Source organism: Methanothermobacter thermautotrophicus, from assembly GCF_014889545.1.
GTDB lineage: Archaea > Methanobacteriota > Methanobacteria > Methanobacteriales > Methanothermobacteraceae > Methanothermobacter > Methanothermobacter thermautotrophicus_A.
Map to the genome: position 1 here is coordinate 335447 of NZ_QKOF01000006.1, position 19504 is coordinate 354950.

Consider the following 19504-nt stretch of genomic DNA (forward strand, 5'->3'; position numbering starts at 1 on the left):
TGAAATGTTTAAAGAAGCGAAACTCGCCTTGGAAGATGGTACCATAATCAGAGGAGAAGCATTCGGATCTGAGACAGTGAAAACCGGAGAAGTCGTCTTTGCAACCGGGATGACTGGATATGTTGAGTCACTCACAGATCCATCATACAAGGGGCAGATACTGATGCCAACCTATCCACTGCAGGGTAACTATGGCGTCTCCAAGGAGTGGTACCAGTCAGATGGGATAAAGGCCGAGGGCCTCATCGTCAGGGAAATGTGCCCTGCACCCTCACACAGCCTCTCAGAGAAGACCCTCCCCGAGTTCCTGGAGGAATATGAAATCCCTGGAATAGCTGGAGTGGATACACGCGCCCTGACAATAAAGATAAGGGAGAGGGGTGCAATGAAGGGGGCCCTGGCAACCGAGGAGATTGATGACGATGAACTGCTTGAAATGGCGGTGAAACAGCCAGATATAACCGAAATAGACCTTGTGGACATGGTGTGCGTAAGGGAACCGGTCATCATGAATGAGGATGCCTCAAGGAGGGTTGTGATAGTTGACTGCGGAATCAAGAGGAACAGCATAGACGCCCTCCTTGAGAGGGATCTGGGGGTTGTGGTGGTACCCTACAATACATCACCAGCCGAGATAATGGATTACGAGCCCGACGGTCTCCTCATATCAAGCGGACCAGGGGACCCCACAAGGGTGAGGGATGCCATAGACACGGTTAAAACGCTGTCAGAACGCCTACCCATATTCGGTATATGCCTCGGACAGCAGATAATCTCACTGGCCTTCGGGGCCCGCATATACAAGATGAAGTTCGGTCACAGGGGCATAAACCAGCCTGTGAAGGACCTGAAGAGCGGGACGGTTTCAATAACCTCCCAGAACCATGGCTTCACGGTTGACCCTGATTCAGTGAGGGGCACTGACATAGAGATAACACAGCTGAACCTAAACGACGGAACACCTGAGGGTATAGAGCACAGGGAACTCCCTGTATTCAGTGTCCAGTATCACCCTGAGGCGGGTCCAGGGCCACACGACACAGTGAACATGTTTGATCGCTTTTTGGATGTTTTAAGGGAATATTAAGAGAGGAATGGGGATAAAATGCCGCGGGATGAAAGCATCAATAAGGTACTTATCATAGGGTCTGGCCCTATACAGATAGGGCAGGCAGCAGAATTTGACTACTCTGGCTCTCAGGCATGCAAATCACTCCGGGAGGAGGGTATAGAGACTGTACTTGTTAACTCCAACCCTGCAACCATACAGACAGACATGGACATGGCCGACAGGGTCTACGTAGAACCCCTCACACCCGAGATAGTTGCAAGGATAATCGAGAAGGAGAAACCTGACGCAGTACTCCCAACAATGGGGGGTCAGACAGGACTCAACGTTGCAACAGGTCTTGCAGAGATGGGAGCACTTGAGGGGGTCCGGGTCATAGGTTCATCCATTGAGACCATAAGGAGGGTGGAGGACCGTGACCTCTTTGACAGCTTCATGAAGAAGCTCAACGAACCGGTACCTGCAGCCAGGGCCGTCAGTTCAGTTGAAGAGGCCCTTGAGGCGGTCGAGGAGATAGGCTATCCTGTGATAGTGAGGCCCGCCTTCACCCTGGGGGGCACAGGTGGGGGGGTGGCCCACAACAGGGATGAACTCATCGAGATATCAACCCGGGGCCTTGAGATGAGCTTCATCAACCAGGTTCTCATTGATCAGTCAGTGCTTGGGTGGAAGGAATTTGAGTATGAGGTTATGAGGGACCGCAATGACACCTGCATAATCGTCTGTAACATGGAGAACATCGACCCCATGGGTATACACACAGGTGAAAGCGTGGTGGTTGCACCTGCCCAGACCCTCAGCGATGAGGACAACCAGAGGCTAAGGGATGCGGCCATAAAGATCATAAGGGCCCTCAAGATAGAGGGTGGCTGCAACATACAGTTCGCTGTCCACCCGGAGACAGGGGAGTACAAGGTCATAGAGGTGAACCCAAGGGTAAGCAGGAGCAGTGCACTGGCATCAAAGGCCACGGGTTACCCAATAGCCAAGATCGCAGCCAAGATCGCTGTTGGAATGACCCTCGATGAGATACAGAACGACATCACAAAGGAGACACCAGCATCATTCGAGCCCACAATCGATTACGTGGTCACAAAGATCCCCCGCTGGCCATTTGACAAGTTCAAGGGAATAAGCAGAGAGATAGGGGTTCAGATGAAGTCCACGGGGGAGGTCATGGCCATAGGGAGAACCCTTGAGGAGTCCCTCAACAAGGCCATAAGGTCCCTGGACATCGGTGCAGACGGATTCACTGAGACACCATACACCCGGGCGGACCTTGAAAATCCAACGGACCAGAGGCTCTTCCAGGTCTACACTGCCCTCAGGGATGGTATGAGCATAGAGGAGATACATGGGCTAACCAGGATAGACCCCTTCTTCCTGCAGAAGATAAGGAACATAGCTGAATTTGAATCATCCCTCACCAGGGAAGCCCTGGAGGACCCCCGTATACTCCTCAGGGCCAAGAGGATGGGCTTTTCAGATTCCAGACTGGCATCCATCACAGGCATGGATGAATCAGGTATCAGGGCCCTGAGGCTTGAACATAACATAAAACCGGTCTACAAGATGGTTGATACATGTGCAGCGGAGTTTGAGGCCAGGACACCCTACTACTATGGCTGCTATGACCTTGAAGATGAGGTGGAGGTATCAGACCGCAGGAAGGTCCTCATCATAGGTTCAGGGCCCATAAGGATAGGCCAGGGAATAGAGTTCGATTACTGCTGTGTGCACGCTGCCATGGCCCTCAGTGAGGATGGATATGAGACCATAATGGTGAACAACAACCCGGAAACGGTGAGTACAGACTATGACATCTCAGATAAGCTCTACTTTGAGCCCCTAACCCTCGAGGACGTCCTGGCCATCATAGAGAAGGAGAAACCTGAGGGTGTTGTTGTCCAGTTCGGCGGTCAGACATCCATAAACCTGGCGGTCCCCCTGGCTGAGGCTGGTGTGAGGATACTTGGAACACCCCATGAGAGCATAGATCGGGTCGAGGACCGTGAAAGGTTCACAGAGGTCTTAAACAAACTTGGAATACCCCAGGCACCCTATGGAATCGCCAAGTCCTTTGAGGATGCAAGGGCCGTGGCCGAACGCATAGGCTACCCTGTACTCGTAAGGCCCTCCTATGTCCTGGGTGGAAGGGCAATGGAGATAGTCTATGATGATGAGGAACTTGAGGAGTACATGAGGGAGGCAGTCCGGGTATCCCCCGAACACCCCATACTGGTGGATAAGTTCCTGGAGGATGCCATAGAAGTGGACGTGGATGCACTCTGCGACGGCACCGACGTCTACATAGGGGGTATAATGGAGCATATAGAGGAGGCAGGAGTTCATTCAGGAGACTCAGCCTGCGTTATACCACCACAGAGCATCCCTGTGGACATAATTGATACCATAAAGGATTACACGAGGAAACTGGCCCTCGAACTCGAGGTGGTGGGTCTCATAAACATACAGTACGCTGTCAAGCCAGACTCAGATCCTTCGGTCTACATACTCGAGGCAAACCCGAGGGCAAGCCGTACAGTGCCCTTCGTCAGCAAGGCCACAGGGGTCCCCCTCGCCAAGATTGCTGCAAGGCTCATGATGGGTGCGAAGCTAAGGGACCTTGGCCTCACAGAGGAGAAGGATGTGGAACATGTGGCTGTGAAGGAGTCTGTATTCCCATTCATAAAGCTCCCCGGAGCAGATTCTGTCCTGGGCCCTGAGATGAAATCAACGGGTGAGGCCATGGGAATAGATGAGAACTTTGGGATAGCCTACTACAAGTCCCAGCTCTCAGCCAGCATGGACCTCCTCAACGAGGGGAAGGTCTTCATAAGTGTCAGAGACCAGGACAAGGATAAGATAGCAGATATCGTTAAAAAGGCCGATGAACTTGGCTTCAGGATCATGGCAACCAGGGGAACGGCCAGGGCAGTCAGTGACATAGCAGATATAGAGGTTGTGAGGAAGGTGAGCCAGGGGTCACCAAACATCAGGGACGCCATCCTCAACGGTGAAGTTGGTCTCATAATAAATACACCATCAGGGAAGCAGTCAGCCGATGACGGCTACCTCATAAGGAGGATGGCGGTTGAACTGGGAATACCCTACGTCACGACACTCGCCGGGGCCAGGGCCGCCCTGAATGCCATTGAAGCAGTCCGCATGGGGAAAATAACAGTGAAGGCCCTTGACGAATACCATGGAAACTGACTGCTATGTGAACCATGGCACCAAGACCCATTAATATATTTAAGTTTAGGTGAATCCATAGGGTTTGACTGGTGAGAATGATGAAGATACCAGGATTCATGCTCGCAGCACTCATCATTGCATCAGTCATCACACTTCCAGTGGCAGAGGCCCACATACTCATAATAGCAGATAGCCTCTCCGACAGCCCTGACATGTATGATGAGGCAAAGAAGGTTGCAACGACCCTCAAAAATAGGGGCTACCAGGTCCTTGAACTCTACAGGAGCAATGCAACTGTCAAGAACATACTCAAAGGCATGTACGGGGCAGATGCAGTGATCTACGCTGGACACGGCGGCTACATGGCGGGTCACTATGATGGCCGTGGAGGCAACGCCACTCCCCCATTCAGCCTTGTTGCAAGGGATGGGCACATATGGGGTGCCGGTGACATGATGATGGTGAACGGCACCACATTCTATGCCCCCTTCAAGGAGGGCATACCCGCAATTCTACTCCACGCATGCTTCTCAACCGGGTGGGTTGAGGAGTATGAGGTTAAAAACCCTGTGGAAACGGTGTACAATTTTGCAAGGATGTTCACAGGGGCAGGGGCCAACTACTATGCAACTGCATGGGATGGCGCCGAGATAATTTATGACTTCCTCAATGGCGCCAGGAACTTCTATGAGGCCAACCAGCAGAACTACGAGGTTATAAATCAGAGCACGGAATGCAATGGAACACTGATATGGCGCAACGATCATGGATACGCAGCCTTCGTCGGGGACTGGAACGGAACATTCCCAAGGGTAAACGAGACAACACCCTACGATGATGCAGCTGCAGAGGAATGGTACATAACAAAGAACAGGCCCAGCTTCACAGGAAGCAAACCTGTGGCTGACTTCACCTACGCCTACTGTGGCTCAACATCAATCAGAACATTTGCATTCACTTCAACCTCATATGACCCTGATGGGGACGAACTGACACTTAAATGGAACTTTGGTGATGGTTCAACCGCCACTGGTCCTGATGTGACACACACCTACTCATCCGAGGGCTACTACACGGTCTCATTAACAGCTACAGACCCCCATGGCCTCATATCAGTTAAAAAGAAGACATTAACCGTTGGAAACCCGAAACCGGACCTTGTGGTCACAGGGATCAGAAAGTCAGGTAGCACACTGTACATATACATCAGGAATCAGGGCACAGTCGCTGCCAGGAACTTCTACACAAGGGTCTGGTATGGCAGCTACTCAACAAAGAACTACAGACAGGTTTACACCGGGACCCTCAACCCGGGTGCAAGCACCACACTTAAGATATACTACAAGTACTACAGGGGCACGGTTAAGGTGGACTACTACAACAGGGTCGCTGAGAAGTCTGAAACAAACAATCTGAGGAAGTTTTAATCTTTTTACTCTCTTTTCTTTTTTTGCTTAAGCTGAGGTTTCCTGCTTTTTTCTTGCCCTGTTTCTCGAGAACCATGTTGGTCCAGAAAGCATTAAAGAAGATCCTGAACTTATATAATGAACATGCTTGTGGTTGAAAATGGAACCATCCTGAGGGGCCCGGAACTTGCACCCCAGCGGATGAACCTGGTGATTGAGGATGGCATAATAAAGGAGATAACAGATGAAACTGTCACCTCAGGCGACAGAATAGATGCCTCAGATCTCATCGTCTGCCCGGCACTCGTAAATTCACACGTCCACATTGGTGACTCAGTCGCCCTTGATGTGGGTGATGGAATGCCACTCGAGGATATAGTTAGACCCCCCCATGGCCTTAAGCACAGGATACTGGAATCTTCATCTCCAGGGGTGCTCGTGGAGTCAATGAGAAGAACGGCCAGGGACATGATAACACACGGGACAGGGTCATTCATTGACTACCGGGAAGGTGGTACCGGGGGGGTTGAACTCCTCAGGGAGGCCCTCGCTGACCTCCCCATCTCAGGGATTGTACTTGGAAGGGATCCCGTGGTCTTTGATGAGGGGGCGTCCCCTGCTGAAATCCGCCGTCAGGTCAGGCGGGTCCTCAGGGTTTCAGATGGATTCGCCCCCAGTGGTATGGGTGAGATAACCGATGAAGCGGCATCAATAATCGTTGAGGAATGTGAAAGGGCAGGAAAGATAGCATCCATACACGTTGCAGAGCACATTGAGTCACAGAGAAGATCCATTGAGGATACAGGTATGAGTGAGGTTGAAAGGGCCATCAACGCAGGATTCAAACTCCTTGTACACCTCACAAACCCTGTCAGGGGAGACCTTGAACTTGTGAAGGAGAGCGGGGCGTCTGTTGTACTCTGCCCAAGGTCCAACGGGGCGCTCTCATCGGGGATACCCCCCATCAGGAGGCTGCATGAGATGGGCATCAACCTCCTCCTTGGCACAGACAACCTAATGTTCAACTCCCCTGACATGCTGCGTGAGATGGAATACACACTCAAGGTCACAAGGGGATGCACACGCAGCTACTTCCCCCCGCGGGAGGTGCTGAGGATGGCCACATCCAACACATCAGATTTCACAGGCACAGGGGTAATTGAGGAGGGCTTCCCCGCGGACCTTATCCTTGTTGAGAAGATGTCAGAGGATCCCTGCCTTTCAATCATAAACCGGACCGAATCGAAAAATATAATATACTTAATAATAAAAGGTAAACCAGTTAAGAGGTGAGGCTATGTACAGTAAAATCCTGCTCCCGACCGACGGCTCAAAACATGCCAACAAGGCGGCTGAACATGCAATATGGATTGCCAGGGAAAGTGGAGCTGAAATAATCGCTTTAACTGTTATGGAGACATCTTCACTGGTGGGTCTACCAGCAGACGACCTCATAATAAGACTGAGGGAGATGCTTGAGGAGGAGGCCTCAAGGTCCCTGGAGGCCGTTAAAAAGCTCGTTGAGGAGTCAGGGGCGGATATAAAATTGACACTGAGGACCGATGAGGGTTCACCTGCAGAGGCCATACTCAGGACAGTGGAGAAGGAGGGTGTGGACCTTGTGGTGATGGGCACATCAGGCAAACACGGCCTTGACAGGTTCCTCCTGGGAAGTGTGGCCGAGAAAGTTGTAAGATCCGCAGGCTGCCCGGTCCTGGTGGTTCACTGAAAAATTTTTTTTATTGATTACTTCTGGTGTTTGTCATGCTTGTAAAGGAGATAATGTCAGAGAACATACACTATGTTACTGTTCCGGGGAACAGGGCAACAGCCCTTGAACTCATGAGAAAGAAAAATGTTTCAGGGCTTCCTGTAGTTAAGAAGGGGACAGAAGAACTTGTAGGTATAATAACGAGATCTGATCTTGTTGAAAACCCTGACGAGGAGCAGATAGCCCTCATAATGACAAGAAACCCGGTCACAGTATCCCCTGATGATGACGTCAGGGTGGCCGCAGAGAGGATGCTGGAGAACAACATCCGCAGGGTCCCTGTTGTGGAGGGGGACAGGCTTGTTGGTATAGTGACAAGCTATGACCTTGTTGCAGGGGCCATCGCTGAGATGGACATCGATGAACCTGTTGAGAATTACATGACACGCAACATCCCCACAACATGGGACAGGACGCCACTCAATGTGGCCTTCGAGATAATGAGGTACTTCAGGTTAAAGGTGCTCCTTGCCCTCAATAACAGCGGAAAACTTTCAGGTGTCCTCACAGAGACAGACTTCATAAATGAGAGTGAGGTGGTCTCAGAGAGCACGGTCCACAACACCTCGGTGGGTACAGAGGGTGACAGGTGGTCATGGGACAGCAAGAACGTCCTATATGTTATAAAGAATCAGCTGAAATTCCCTGACAAGGAGGTCAGGGATGTTGCCACAACTGATATTGTGACTGCAACCACATCAACAACTGTAACTTCCTGCGCAGAGAAGATGAAGAGGAGGAAGATTGAGCAGATACCCATCATCGACTATGAAGGAGACCTCGTTGGGCTTGCAAGGGCCAATGACCTTATAAATGCTCTCATTGATGGAAATGACTGACCAGAGGATAACACTGAGAACCTCAAGGGGGCTTCTCACGGTTGCTGTTAAGAACCATGCTGAGGTCTCAATAAGGGATATACAGCTCAAGATGCTCCTCGGGTACTGCTGGTGGAACGGCCTCCCGGTCATTGAAACCTTCCTGGATGTACTGGAGATGACACTTAAGTCTGCTGTTTCAGATGTCCTTGAACATGATGAACTACTTCTTGACTACAATGTGAGGACCAATGACATCCCTGACGAGTCTAATGAGGTTGAGTTGGTCTTTAATGAGATAAGCGCTGACGGTGTCCAGTTCAGTATTGGGGAGGACCTGATTTTGAGGGGCCCGGACTCAAGGGGCCTCCTCAGGAGGATGACATCCTTCAGGAGAAGGGTTGATGAGAATGTGAGGAGGGTTCTTTAGTTCAGGGGTTTATTTTTTTTGGATTTAGATTATTCCTTTTGGTGTGAGGTTCTTTAGTTCAGAGTTTAAGACTGGCACGTGAACTTACTCACTTACAGTTTCATTAACTGACATGCCCCTTACTATGTGGGGGAGCACCTCAAGGAGGAGATCCTCTGCTTCCTCCCTGTCTGTGACCCTCCTTGCAACTATCTTCCCGTTCCTGAAGATGGTGAGGTTCCCATCACCAACCTCCAGCATTATGACCCCCATCTTCTCTGAACACCTGGGCTCCTTATCCAGGAGTTCCCTGCAGGTCCCTGCAATATCAATGCTGTAGGGCAGTTTAACCTCAAACATTATCCTCGATTCGGCATCACGGCAGGGCCTGTAGATCATGGCATCATCAGGGGTCTTTCTAGGTCCTGTAAGGTCAAGAAGGACCCTGCTGAATCCAACGGCCCTCAGCTCATCATCAAGGTGCCTGATTATGGCTGCCTCCAGGAGCCTCTCTGGCTCATCAACCTCTATTATGGCGGATCCTCCTTCGTGGCGGACACGGATCCTCCCATCACCATATAAGCCCCTGATGAGGCTTTCAGCATAGGAAACCCTGTTTATAATCTCGGGAGTGATTTCCTCGCCGGTCCGGATCCTAGTTGCGAGGCAGGTGGTCTCATCCAGATATTCAAGCCCCCTGGATCTGAGGTATTCAATCACGTCACTCCTCTTCATCCCGGCGTCGAGTAGCGGTGTTTTTATTCCAAACATGCGATTCACAAGGACCCCGGGACGGTCCTCGAACATGTCACTTGCAGTTGTGCCGTCTACAACCACATCAAGGCCGCGCTTACGGGCTTCACTGATTATGGAACTGTACATAATTTTCTTACATACAAAGCACCGGTTAGCAGCGTTTTTCGTAAATTCAGGGTTATCAAGGAGGTTCATCTTAAGCACCACATGTTCAACGCCAATATCCCTGGCTATAGATGAAGCCCCCTCAATGAAGCCCCTGGGCATCGCACCCGTATCCACGGTGAATGCGACAACAGTATCAGCAACATCCGCAGCCATGTCAAGGAGAGCTGTGCTGTCAGCACCACCTGAGAATCCAGCAGCTACCTTCTCACCCATGAGGGCCATCTTAACCCTTTCAACCTTTGATTCAAGATCCATGATACCAGATCCATGACTTGGATATATGTTCTCTTTTCATGTATTCAGTCCTTGCTTTCTGATCCATATGCAAGTTTCCTTATGTGATGGATGACCTCAAGGGCATCCTCCCTTTTAAGGTCCCTGCCCTCTGATTCAAGGAATAAAAGCAGGGATTCCTTAACATCATCTGGGATCCTGGCTTCATGGAGGATCCTCCTGTAGTTTCTGATGGGGTAGAATATCTTCCTGGCGGTATCCATAAGTTCCCTGAAGTCAGGGTCACCTATCACACCCCTCCTGAGGGCTCTTTTAAGGTTGAATTCTATGCTTACGAGGGAGTCAGAGAGGGGCTCCAGGTTTTCAGGGTTGAAGGCCACTGCAACATCATCATCTGATTCAATTTCACCCTCAAGGTATGATGTGAAGATGCGGCCAACACCCACCATTCCGAGTTCACTGAGCTCTGAGGCCCTCAGGGCCCCCATGCTGGCCCCTCCAACAACCTTCACACCCTTCCGGAGGGCATCAATGATTTCCCTGTGACCAACAGCAGGGCTCTGGTGGAAAACACCGTCTATTATCCCTATTATGTCAGGGTTCTCCTTCATGGCCTCCTGGATGTCACCCCTCCTCACGGGTGGCCTGTAGTCTGCTTCAAGGATAGCTGAGGCCTCCAGGTGTGAGAGGGATGGTCCCGTGAAGATGATTATTTTCTTACCATGCATGTGTGTTGGTATCTCGTCGCTGATAATTAATCCTTTAGATGCAATCAGGTTATATCAGAGTGGTAGCCTTCCCTTAAAGGCCCCCAGTCTAGGACAGGATGCGACCACCCACACGTTCAGGGTCAACAGAGAAGACCTCAAGCCCGGGAACTATGACCCTCACCACCGGGACCCCCACATCACGTGTCAGGTCAACGTAGAGGACATCCTTCAGCCCGGCTTCACGCAGTTTCTTTAGGGTTATCTCAAGGTCCCCCATGAATGACCTTGTTGAGAGGTCCTCCATGTCATCCAGGGCGATGGTGTCATCTGCTTCACCGAACCAGTGCCTGTTGAGTCTCTTCATACGCTCATATCCGGCACGTCTCATGAACTCTGCCCTGACGGTGTCCTCACGGGTTCCATGTATCTGGGTGGCCCTGCTCTGGGCGACCTCTGTAAGGGCCCTTATAACTGCGATTTCAGGGTCAAGGTGGGTGCCCACGCCCATGGTGAGGAGTGCAGGGTCCCTCAGGACGGTGTCATCTGCAACCGCTGCCACCGTCGCAACCCCTGTGTCTGCTGTCAGGTCAACCAGGGTCACCTCCACCCCGGCGGCACGGAACTTCTCAAGGAGTCCGGCTATTATATCATTATCTGCCCCTGAGCAGTCAACCTCCACTTTAGGACCCCTCCTCGCCTCAAAGAGGCTCCATGCATCCCTTTCAATCACTTCCATCAAGCCATGGAATATGGCCTCCTCCATGACATTCCCGGATGCAAGTCCATTGGTGTTTGACCTGAAAAGGCTCATACAGCCTTCAGGGGGATTGTAGGGGTGAAAAACAGCATTTGCGGGTACAGGGACCTCCTCATCAGAGGTCAGGGTCCTGGCATTGATCCACTCCAGTTCAGATTCCAGGTCAGCCGATGGGGGGAGTATCAGTGACTCAGGATCAAGACCTTCACAGTCCTCACGGTGTGCCCTGAATGTTTCATCCAGGGGCTTTCTTTCTGCTGAGTACCTTTCGAAGGCCTCCATCATGGCGGAGGCCCTTGCCTGTGTCCTGGTGGCCCCCTTACCTGCGTATATGCTCACAGCCCCCTCCTCGGCAGTTGGCCTTATGGCGGAGAATACAGGTATGCCTATGCGGTCAAGGTGTGTTATCTCGGTGATCCTGGTGACACCTATCATGGAGAGTCTGTCTCCGAAGGCCTTCAGGGTCTCGGAGGGCCTCATGGCCCTGTGGGTGCATCCAATGTACCTGACGGGAATATCATGGAACATGTTAACCACTCAGCATGCTGTTGAAGGTCAGCCCAAATGCAGCCGCAGCTGCCAGAAGCCATATCAGGGGGTTCCACCTGAAAACCTTGGCCCCATCTAGCACTGCGAGGGGTATGAGGTTGAAAAGGGCCAGGAAGCTGTTAACAGCGTATCCAAGGAATGCCACCTGGTTTAGGGGTGATGGGAGTAGCGTGGATACCATGAGGAACATGATCGCGAGGAGTATATTTGTTAGGGGTCCTGCAAGGGATATCTTACCGTTCACATCCCTCTCAATGTAGCTGCCATGGATGTAGACCGCCCCGGGTGCTGCAAATACAAATCCGAAGTAGGCTGTTACCAGTGCAAGTAGAAGGCCCTCAGGCCATAACCTGTATTCTGCCCAGTAACCGTACCTTATGGCCATCAGTTTATGGGCTATCTCGTGGAGGACAAATCCAAGGCCAACCGTTATAAGGGTTGCTGGAAGGAGAACCAGTGCAGCCGCAATGTTCTTTCCTGAGAAGACGTAGGCGAATACGCCTGCAATTACAACCATGGACACGAGAATGTCCCTGACCTCTCCCCTGCTGAATCTAACCATATTCATATTAACATCGAGCACCATTTATAATGCTTTCCATGGGCTTTTGACTGTGCCCTGAAATAAACCTTCACCAGCCGCAAGGATACAAAAACCTTATGGTCTTTTTAAGATGTCATAAAGCCCTGAGACTCCTATAAGAATTCTTTGAATTATTAAAATAAAACTTAATCTGTTATAAAGCCCTGAGACTCCTATAAGAATTCCTTGAATTATTAAAAACTTAATCACCCATTCTGTCCCTGTAGAGGGGCTCCCTGAACCTTATCCTGAAGAGCCCTCCATTCTCTCCAGAGTATTTCAATGATCCGTCCAGCTGTTCGGTGAGTATTTCAACAAGTTTAAAGCCCAGTGAGGGGCTGTTCCTTAGTTCATCCTCCTTGAATCCCACACCATCATCTATGACCTCAAGGACGCAGTAATCATCATCCCTTTTAAATTTGACAGTTATACTACCATTATCCCTTCCCTTAAATGCATGTTTGAGGGCATTGGTCACCAGTTCGCTGAGTATGAGCCCCAGGGGTATTGATGTTTCAAGGCCGAGCTTCACACTTTCAGTTTCCAGTGATAACTCGATGTCCTTTTCAGGGGCGTATGACCTTCTAAGGTTCTTAAGGAGTCTTGAAGCATAGGATGAGAAGTCTATGGAACTGAAGTCCCCTGAGCGGTAGAGCTGTTCATGTATGAGTGCCATTGACCTTATCCTGTCCTGGCTCTCTGAAAGGATGGCCCTGCATGAGGGGTCATCGGTGCAATGGCTCTGGAGGCTGAGAAGACTTGATATTATCTGGAGGTTGTTCTTGACCCTGTGGTGTATCTCACTCAGCAGGACCTCCTTCTCCCTCAGGGATTTCATAAGCTCTGACTCCATCCTCAGCCTCTCGGTTATATCCCTAGCAACCAGGACAGCGTATCTGTCACCCTTAAAGTCAAGTATGTTTACCTTTATCTCGACGGGCACCTCCTCGCCATCCCTCTTAAGCAGATGGCCCTCCAGGGTAACCTTATCATCCTCACCATCCAGTATCCTCCTAAATGTATCGTGGATTTCTGGGGGCAGGAGGTCATATACCGCGTGTCCGGGTATGTTCCTGGTGGAGTATCCTAGCCTTTCACAGGCTGAACGGTTGGCGTCCACGAGTTCCCCGCCAGGGATTTTAACAAGGAATATGGCGTCATCTGTGCAGTCAAGGAGTTTCCTGAACCTCTCAAGTTCGGCCATTGACTCCTGAAGTCGGGGGTAGTAGCTTTTCCTTACGGACTTTTCACCGAATCCGATTATCTTCTCCCTGAGTGTTTCCCAGTCCCTATCAGACATCTCATCAACACCTCAGAGGGCCCTCCTGAATATGGTCTCAACATCTTCACGGGAGGGCTTCACAGGGTTTGTTACAATGCAGGGATCCCTCATGGAGGTCTCTGCAAGGCCGGGTATGTCCTCCTCCCTGACCCCCAGGTCCCTGAGGGTCATATCGATCCCTAGGTGGGATCTGAACTCTCCAATGTACTCGGTGAGTTCACCGGGCCCTGAACCACTTAGGCCCATCGCCCGCGCGATTTCAAGGTACCTTTCAGTGGCTCCAGGGTAGTTGAATTCTATCACATGCTCAAGGAGCAGTGCATTGGCCTCGCCGTGGGGCATGTCAAGTTTTCCTCCGAGGCTGTGGGCCATTGCATGGACAAGTCCCAGGCTGGCATTTGAGAATGCAAGGCCAGCCTCGAGGCTTGCAAGCATCATAGCCTCGCGGTACTCCATGTTTTCTGGTTCATCAACGGCAGATGGGAGGCACCTGCCTATGATCCTGATGGCGTCCAGGGCGTTGAGGTCTGTCAGATGGAAGCTCGCATTGGATACATAGGCCTCGATGGCATGGGCAAGGGCATCCATACCTGTTGCAGCTGTGAGTTTCCTGTCCATGGTGACGGTGGTCTCAGGGTCTATGAGTGATGCGTCTGGTACCATTGCCTTGCTTATGATGGCAATCTTCACCATCCTGCTGGTGTCGAGGATGATTGCAAACTGGGAGACATCCGCCCCTGTCCCTGCAGTGGTTGGGATGCATATTATTGGAACCGATGGGGTGGGGATCATATCAACACCCTCAAAGTCAAGCACATGCATCCTGTTTGATACAGCCGCCCCTATGGCCTTTGCACAGTCAATGGGGCTTCCACCACCCAGGGCAACTATCATGTTGCATTCCTCGGCATCGAAGACCGCAGCCCCCTCCATGACCTCATGGTCACGGGGGTTGGGCGTGACATCATCAAAAATGACGTACTCGAGGCCCTCATCATCAAGGGATGAGCCGACATCATCAACAAGGCCAGTCCCCTTTATTAATCCCCTGTCGGTCACAAGGAGGACCCTCTCGGCTCCGAGGTTCAGGGCGTATCTCCCAGCAAAAAACCTTGCCCCTTCCCCAAATACGAATTCACTTGTAACGAATTTCCTAAGTTCCCCCAACTTCACCACCACAGATCAGAATTAACGCACTTCATTGATGGGGACTCAATACCTTCATCAGTGATGCTATCTTCTATAGATATAAGTGGACATATTCTTAATATAAAGCTTGTTAATGATGCGTGGTGTTTCCTTTGGCTTCCTGTGAATACTGTGGCCTGGATGGTTACTATGGGCGTGAGCTTGCCAGAACACGGCACTGGATAATATACCTTGCACCCAGTCAGCGGTACCTTGGAGCATGCGTAGTGGCCCTCAGGAGGAAGTGCAGGGACCTTTCGGAGCTCTCAGGTGAGGAGTGGGCCGATTTTGCCGGGGTTCTGAGGGGCCTTGAGTCTGCCCTGAGGGAACTTTTCAATCCGGACCTCTTCAACTGGAGCTGCTTTAAGAACTCTGCCTTCAGATCAGAGGATCCAGACCCCGAGGTGCACTGGCACTTCCATCCAAGGTACCGCAGAAGTGTCAGTTTTGCAGGTGAAACCTTCATTGACAGGGAGTTTGGTCACATACCCCTCCCCATTGAGGTTAAGGTCCCGGGGCCGGTGATGGATGAACTTGAAGGCATAATGAGGGAGATGATAGGTAAGCATCTGTCCTCATGGATTGATTAGGTAGAATGCATGAAAGGGTGATAGGTTGAACAGGATCGAATATGCTCTTGAGAATGTTCATGAGGAGGGTGAAAGGGCCCTTATAACTGCAAGGGAGAATATATACTACCTCTCTGGATTCATGCCAACAGCCACAGCATTCCTGATCCTTCAGGATGAACCTGCACTCCTTGTGAGTGAAATGGATAGAGAATCAGCATTGGCGAAATCCTCTGTTGATGTGAGGACCTTCAGGAGGCTGTCGGATGTGGGTGAATCCCTTGACCTCAAAGGAGTACTTGTTGAGCCAGCAACCCCTGTGGGCATCCTTGAGAGGCTTGGAATAGGAGGGGACTTCAGGGTCATGGATCCGGTATCAGATCTCCGGATGGTCAAAGACCGGGAGGAACTTAAAAAAATGGAGGAGGCCCTCAGGATAGCAGAGGACTCATTCAGAAGCCTTGAACTTGTGGGGAGTGAAATTGAAATAGCTGCCAGACTGGATTACAGTATGCGTGTAGCTGGTTCTGAGGAGGTCTCCTTTGACACCATAGTGGCATCCTCGGTGAGGTCAAGCATCCCCCATGCGGTGCCAGCAGCAGAGACAACCGGATCACCGGTACTCATCGACTGGGGGGCTGTAAGGGAAGGCTACCACTCTGACACCACAAGGACAATCGTTGAGGGTGAAAGGGAACATGAAGTACTTGAAATGGTCCTTGAAGCTAAACGGGCAGGGGTGAGGGCCCTTAAGCCGGGTGCAAGGGCATGTGATGTTGATAGTGCTGTAAGGGGCGTTATAGAGGAATATGGGTACGGTGAGAACTTCATACACTCGACAGGTCATGGGGTGGGGCTGGATGTCCATGAGAAACCATCCCTGGCAGCCGGTGATGAGACGATCCTCAGGAGGGGGATGGTCCTGACGGTGGAACCAGGCATATACATCCCTGGCGAGTTCGGGGTGCGGGTTGAGGATATGGTGATGGTTGGTGGGGGTGTTATGAACCGCCTGCCTGATGTCCTGGATTGATATGTAGATGCTTATTAACTCTGATGGCTACCTGATCTGGTAAGTAATTATAAATAATAGGCGCCAGATAGTTAGTAACATAATTACCTGGATGATCTTCTGGAATGTGGTGTTGAGATGGCAGTACTACCAAGTGCACTGAAACCCTTGAGCGATGCCCTTGAGAACATAATACCTGATAGGCTGCTCCTGAGGCTGCAGGAGACCCTGATAAGGACAGGCCTCTATGTAAAGGCATCAGAGATAGTAACCCTGGCATTCCTTGGAGGGGCCCTCTTCGCGGTTCTCGCATCTGTTGTCGCAGCTCTTATCGGTTTAAACATTATCCTCGCAGTTTTAATAGGATTCTCTCTCCCATCAATAATGCTGGGTGCATACATTTTTATCATGATGGAGAGGCGCGTTGATGCCATAGAACAGTCAACACCGGACTTCCTGAGGCAGATAGCCTCCCTCCTGAGGGCAGGTGTGGGACTTGAATCAGCCCTTGAGGATGTGTCCAAACAGGGAGAGGGACCCCTCTATGATGAACTTAAGAGGGCTGTTATTGAGATAAAGATTGGTAGAACATTCGATGAGGCCATACTCTCAATGAGCGAGCGCCTGAAGTCAAAAAACCTTGACAGGACCTTCAGAATGATACTTGAGGGCAGAAGGGCTGGTGGAAGTCTATCAGATGTTATTGAGACTGTTGCAGAGGACCTGAGGGCGGTACTCGCACTTAAGAGGGAGAGGAAGGCCAACGTCATGATGTCAGTCATGTTCCTTATCGTAGCAGCCATAATCGCAGCGCCCTTCGCCCTGGGGATGATAATGGTCTACTCAGGTTTCATGGAGTCAGTCGGGAAACCAAACCCCATACTGGGGGCTGCAAAGATCGCTGCTTCAGGCTACATAATAATACACTCCATAATAGCAGGGCTCCTGATAGGCATCATAATGTATGGGAGTGCAAGGAAGGGTGTTAAATTCGCTGTTCCGCTTTCCATAATGGCATATGCAATATTCTATGTGATAGGAAGTTTCGGAATGACACTTGTAAGTAGCATGGCACCATAGGAGGTTAAGGCTTTGTTTGAAGTAATTGCCGATGAATCAGGTCAGGGATCCGCTGAACTCATACTTGTATTCGGGGGTATAATAGTCATCGTAACAGTGGCGGTTGTATGGTACCGTAACTATGTCAGGGGATCTGAAACAGCCATGAACTCTGATGTCCAGAATGTTACAAACTCGATAAAGGGACTTAAGAGCAAGTTCTAGGATGCTCTCATCATTTCTGGTGGGGTGTTTTTCAGTATGGAGATGATTATTGATGGTGAAGGGGCTGGAGGAGATAGAATCTTCACAGTCAGGAACCCCTTCAATGGGGATGAGGTGGATACAGTTCCACTTGCGGGTCGAAATGATGTTGAGAGGGCCATCATGGCGGCCCACCGGGCCAGGGATGCAATGGCTGACCTATCGGCCAGGAAGATATCTGAGAAACTCTATGACGTTGCGGATGAACTGAAGGCAGAGATGGATGGGTTTGCAAGGCTGATAACCCTTGAGTCAGGTAAACCCATAAGGTTCTCACGTGACGAGGTTAAGAGGTCAGTTGAAACTGCCCGGCTGTGTGCAGAGGAGGCAGGAAGGCTCTACGGTGAATCCATCCCCATGGATGCGGGTATAGGTGGAAGGGGCCTCCTGGGCTTCACTCTCAGGATACCCCTGGGGGTTGTGGCTGCGATAACCCCCTTCAACTATCCCCTCAACCTTGCAATACACAAGGTTGGAGCGGCCCTTGCAGCAGGCAACACCACGATCCTGAAGCCATCCCTTGAGGCCCCCCTATCTGCACTGAAGCTTGCATGGATCCTCAGCCAGCACTTCCCGGCTGGCGCTGTTAACGCTGTAACAGGGAGGGGCTCAGAGGTGGGGGATGTTATCATCGACAGCCCCCTCATTGATAAGATAAGCTTCACTGGAAGTGTTGAGGTTGGGAGGTACATATCTGGAAGGGCCTCCATGAAGAGGGTTACACTTGAACTGGGAGGCAATGACCCCCTAATTGTTATGGATGACGCTGATGTTGACTCTGCAGTGGAGGCCGCTGCGAGGGGCTCCTACCTCTACTCTGGACAGGTCTGCATAGCTGTTAAGCGGATGATAGTCCATGAGGACGTGGCCGACGAGTTCGCAGATAAGCTCGTGGATAGAACGAAGGGGTTGAGGGCTGGAGACCCCATGGATATGGGAACCGATGTGGGCCCCCTGATAAATGAGGGTGCTGCCAGGGAGGTTGAGAGGGTTATCCTGGCTGCGGTTGAGGATGGAGCCGAGCTCCTCTGTGGCGGTTCAAGGAGGGGTAACTTTGTTGAACCCACCGTGCTGGACCGTGTGCTGCCAGGGATGGAGGTTGTTGAAAGGGAAACCTTTGGCCCGGTATCCCCGATAATAAGGTTTGCAGATGCTGATGAGGCCATAGAAATTGCCAACGGGACCTGCTATGCCCTCCAGGCAGGTGTCTTCACAGAGAACATAAGGACAGCCCTGAGGATGGCCACTGAAATTGAGGCCGGCACAGTTCTTGTAAACAAGCAGCCCACCTTCCGGGTTGACCACATGCCCTTCGGCGGATTCAAGTGCAGTGGGATGGGTAAGGAGGGTGTGAAGTACGCAATAAGGGACATGACACGCACAAAGCTGATAGTGCTCAATGGAAACTGATTCAATCCACTGTGATCCCTCATTTTAATTCTGAAATATATTGAATGAATTCATATCAGATCCTAAGGATTAATATGGGATATAACGGTGTTCATGCCATCATGAATCCGCAATACCTGGATGAACGGCCCTGAGCCATCCAAAGCTTTTAATAAAAAAATCCTATTTACTTATTTTTTAATAAAAAAAATGGCACTTCGAATTTGAATTAATTTGATTCATAAGAACATTCTAAATAGATTTAAGAATTTATAGTATGCTATTTCTAAACTAAGGGAGCTAAAATTGATTT

18 protein-coding genes are annotated in these 19504 nt (G+C 50.7%); 12 read left to right on the forward strand and 6 right to left on the reverse strand.

Going from position 1 to position 19504, the window contains the following annotated elements; genetic code table 11:
- Positions 1 to 4: 4 nt before the first annotated feature.
- The 7 genes from carA (at position 5) to DNK57_RS06195 (ending at position 8692) form a co-directional block, all read left to right on the forward strand.
- Entirely contained in the window at positions 5 to 1087 is a 1083-nt protein-coding gene (gene carA, locus DNK57_RS06165) for a glutamine-hydrolyzing carbamoyl-phosphate synthase small subunit (RefSeq protein ID WP_115892045.1), read from the forward strand.
- An 18-nt stretch (positions 1088 to 1105) separates the two neighbouring features.
- Entirely contained in the window at positions 1106 to 4285 is a 3180-nt protein-coding gene (carB, locus tag DNK57_RS06170; protein WP_192962119.1) for a carbamoyl-phosphate synthase large subunit, read from the forward strand.
- A gap of 80 nt (positions 4286 to 4365) precedes the next feature.
- Positions 4366 to 5694: a PKD domain-containing protein gene (locus DNK57_RS06175; protein WP_226891110.1), complete on the forward strand. Its 1329-nt coding sequence runs from the start codon at positions 4366 to 4368 to the stop codon at positions 5692 to 5694.
- A gap of 123 nt (positions 5695 to 5817) precedes the next feature.
- Complete coding sequence (locus DNK57_RS06180) at positions 5818 to 6966, forward strand: amidohydrolase family protein (protein WP_226891112.1); 1149 nt, start codon at positions 5818 to 5820, stop codon at positions 6964 to 6966.
- A 4-nt stretch (positions 6967 to 6970) separates the two neighbouring features.
- Entirely contained in the window at positions 6971 to 7402 is a 432-nt protein-coding gene (locus DNK57_RS06185; protein ID WP_115892049.1) for a universal stress protein, read from the forward strand.
- Between the two features lie 35 nt (positions 7403 to 7437).
- The gene (locus DNK57_RS06190; protein WP_115892050.1) at positions 7438 to 8283 is read left to right on the forward strand and encodes a CBS domain-containing protein; all 846 of its coding nucleotides are present in this window, start codon (positions 7438 to 7440) and stop codon (positions 8281 to 8283) included.
- The gene (locus tag DNK57_RS06195) at positions 8276 to 8692 is read left to right on the forward strand and encodes a hypothetical protein (RefSeq protein ID WP_115892051.1); all 417 of its coding nucleotides are present in this window, start codon (positions 8276 to 8278) and stop codon (positions 8690 to 8692) included. The genes DNK57_RS06190 and DNK57_RS06195 overlap by 8 nt, the downstream gene beginning before the upstream one ends.
- An 84-nt stretch (positions 8693 to 8776) precedes the next feature.
- On the opposite strand, the gene larE is transcribed toward DNK57_RS06195, so the two are convergent.
- The 6 genes from larE to ercA all read right to left on the reverse strand — a co-directional run bounded on the left by larE (position 8777) and on the right by ercA (position 14883).
- The gene (gene larE, locus DNK57_RS06200; RefSeq protein WP_115892052.1) at positions 8777 to 9850 is read right to left on the reverse strand and encodes an ATP-dependent sacrificial sulfur transferase LarE; all 1074 of its coding nucleotides are present in this window, start codon (positions 9848 to 9850) and stop codon (positions 8777 to 8779) included.
- Between the two features lie 44 nt (positions 9851 to 9894).
- Positions 9895 to 10557 carry a TfuA-related McrA-glycine thioamidation protein gene (locus tag DNK57_RS06205; RefSeq protein ID WP_192962120.1) on the reverse strand — a complete coding sequence of 221 codons (663 nt, stop codon included), beginning with the start codon at positions 10555 to 10557 and terminating at the stop codon, positions 9895 to 9897.
- Between the two features lie 88 nt (positions 10558 to 10645).
- Entirely contained in the window at positions 10646 to 11824 is a 1179-nt protein-coding gene (locus DNK57_RS06210; RefSeq protein ID WP_115892054.1) for a YcaO-related McrA-glycine thioamidation protein, read from the reverse strand.
- 1 nt (position 11825) lies between these two features.
- Positions 11826 to 12407 carry a site-2 protease family protein gene (locus DNK57_RS06215; RefSeq protein ID WP_170130271.1) on the reverse strand — a complete coding sequence of 194 codons (582 nt, stop codon included), beginning with the start codon at positions 12405 to 12407 and terminating at the stop codon, positions 11826 to 11828.
- Positions 12408 to 12630: 223 nt separating this feature from the next.
- Entirely contained in the window at positions 12631 to 13728 is a 1098-nt protein-coding gene (locus tag DNK57_RS06220; protein WP_192962121.1) for a sensor histidine kinase, read from the reverse strand.
- A 12-nt stretch (positions 13729 to 13740) separates the two neighbouring features.
- Positions 13741 to 14883: an alcohol dehydrogenase-like regulatory protein ErcA gene (gene ercA / locus DNK57_RS06225; protein ID WP_320056884.1), complete on the reverse strand. Its 1143-nt coding sequence runs from the start codon at positions 14881 to 14883 to the stop codon at positions 13741 to 13743.
- Positions 14884 to 15002: 119 nt separating this feature from the next.
- Between ercA and DNK57_RS06230 the strand changes: the two genes are divergently transcribed.
- From DNK57_RS06230 to DNK57_RS06250, 5 genes are all read left to right on the forward strand, one after another.
- Positions 15003 to 15488 (forward strand): HIT family protein, encoded by a 486-nt coding sequence (locus DNK57_RS06230; RefSeq protein ID WP_245942767.1) that lies wholly within the window; start codon positions 15003 to 15005, stop codon positions 15486 to 15488.
- Between the two features lie 25 nt (positions 15489 to 15513).
- The gene (locus DNK57_RS06235) at positions 15514 to 16500 is read left to right on the forward strand and encodes an aminopeptidase P family protein (protein WP_192962123.1); all 987 of its coding nucleotides are present in this window, start codon (positions 15514 to 15516) and stop codon (positions 16498 to 16500) included.
- Positions 16501 to 16617: 117 nt separating this feature from the next.
- Complete coding sequence (locus DNK57_RS06240) at positions 16618 to 17559, forward strand: type II secretion system F family protein (RefSeq protein WP_115892060.1); 942 nt, start codon at positions 16618 to 16620, stop codon at positions 17557 to 17559.
- A gap of 12 nt (positions 17560 to 17571) precedes the next feature.
- Positions 17572 to 17763 carry a class III signal peptide-containing protein gene (locus DNK57_RS06245; protein WP_115892061.1) on the forward strand — a complete coding sequence of 64 codons (192 nt, stop codon included), beginning with the start codon at positions 17572 to 17574 and terminating at the stop codon, positions 17761 to 17763.
- Between the two features lie 36 nt (positions 17764 to 17799).
- Positions 17800 to 19212, forward strand: coding sequence for a lactaldehyde dehydrogenase (locus tag DNK57_RS06250; RefSeq protein ID WP_192962124.1), 1413 nt, complete (start codon positions 17800 to 17802; stop codon positions 19210 to 19212).
- The last annotated feature ends 292 nt before the right edge of the window (positions 19213 to 19504 follow it).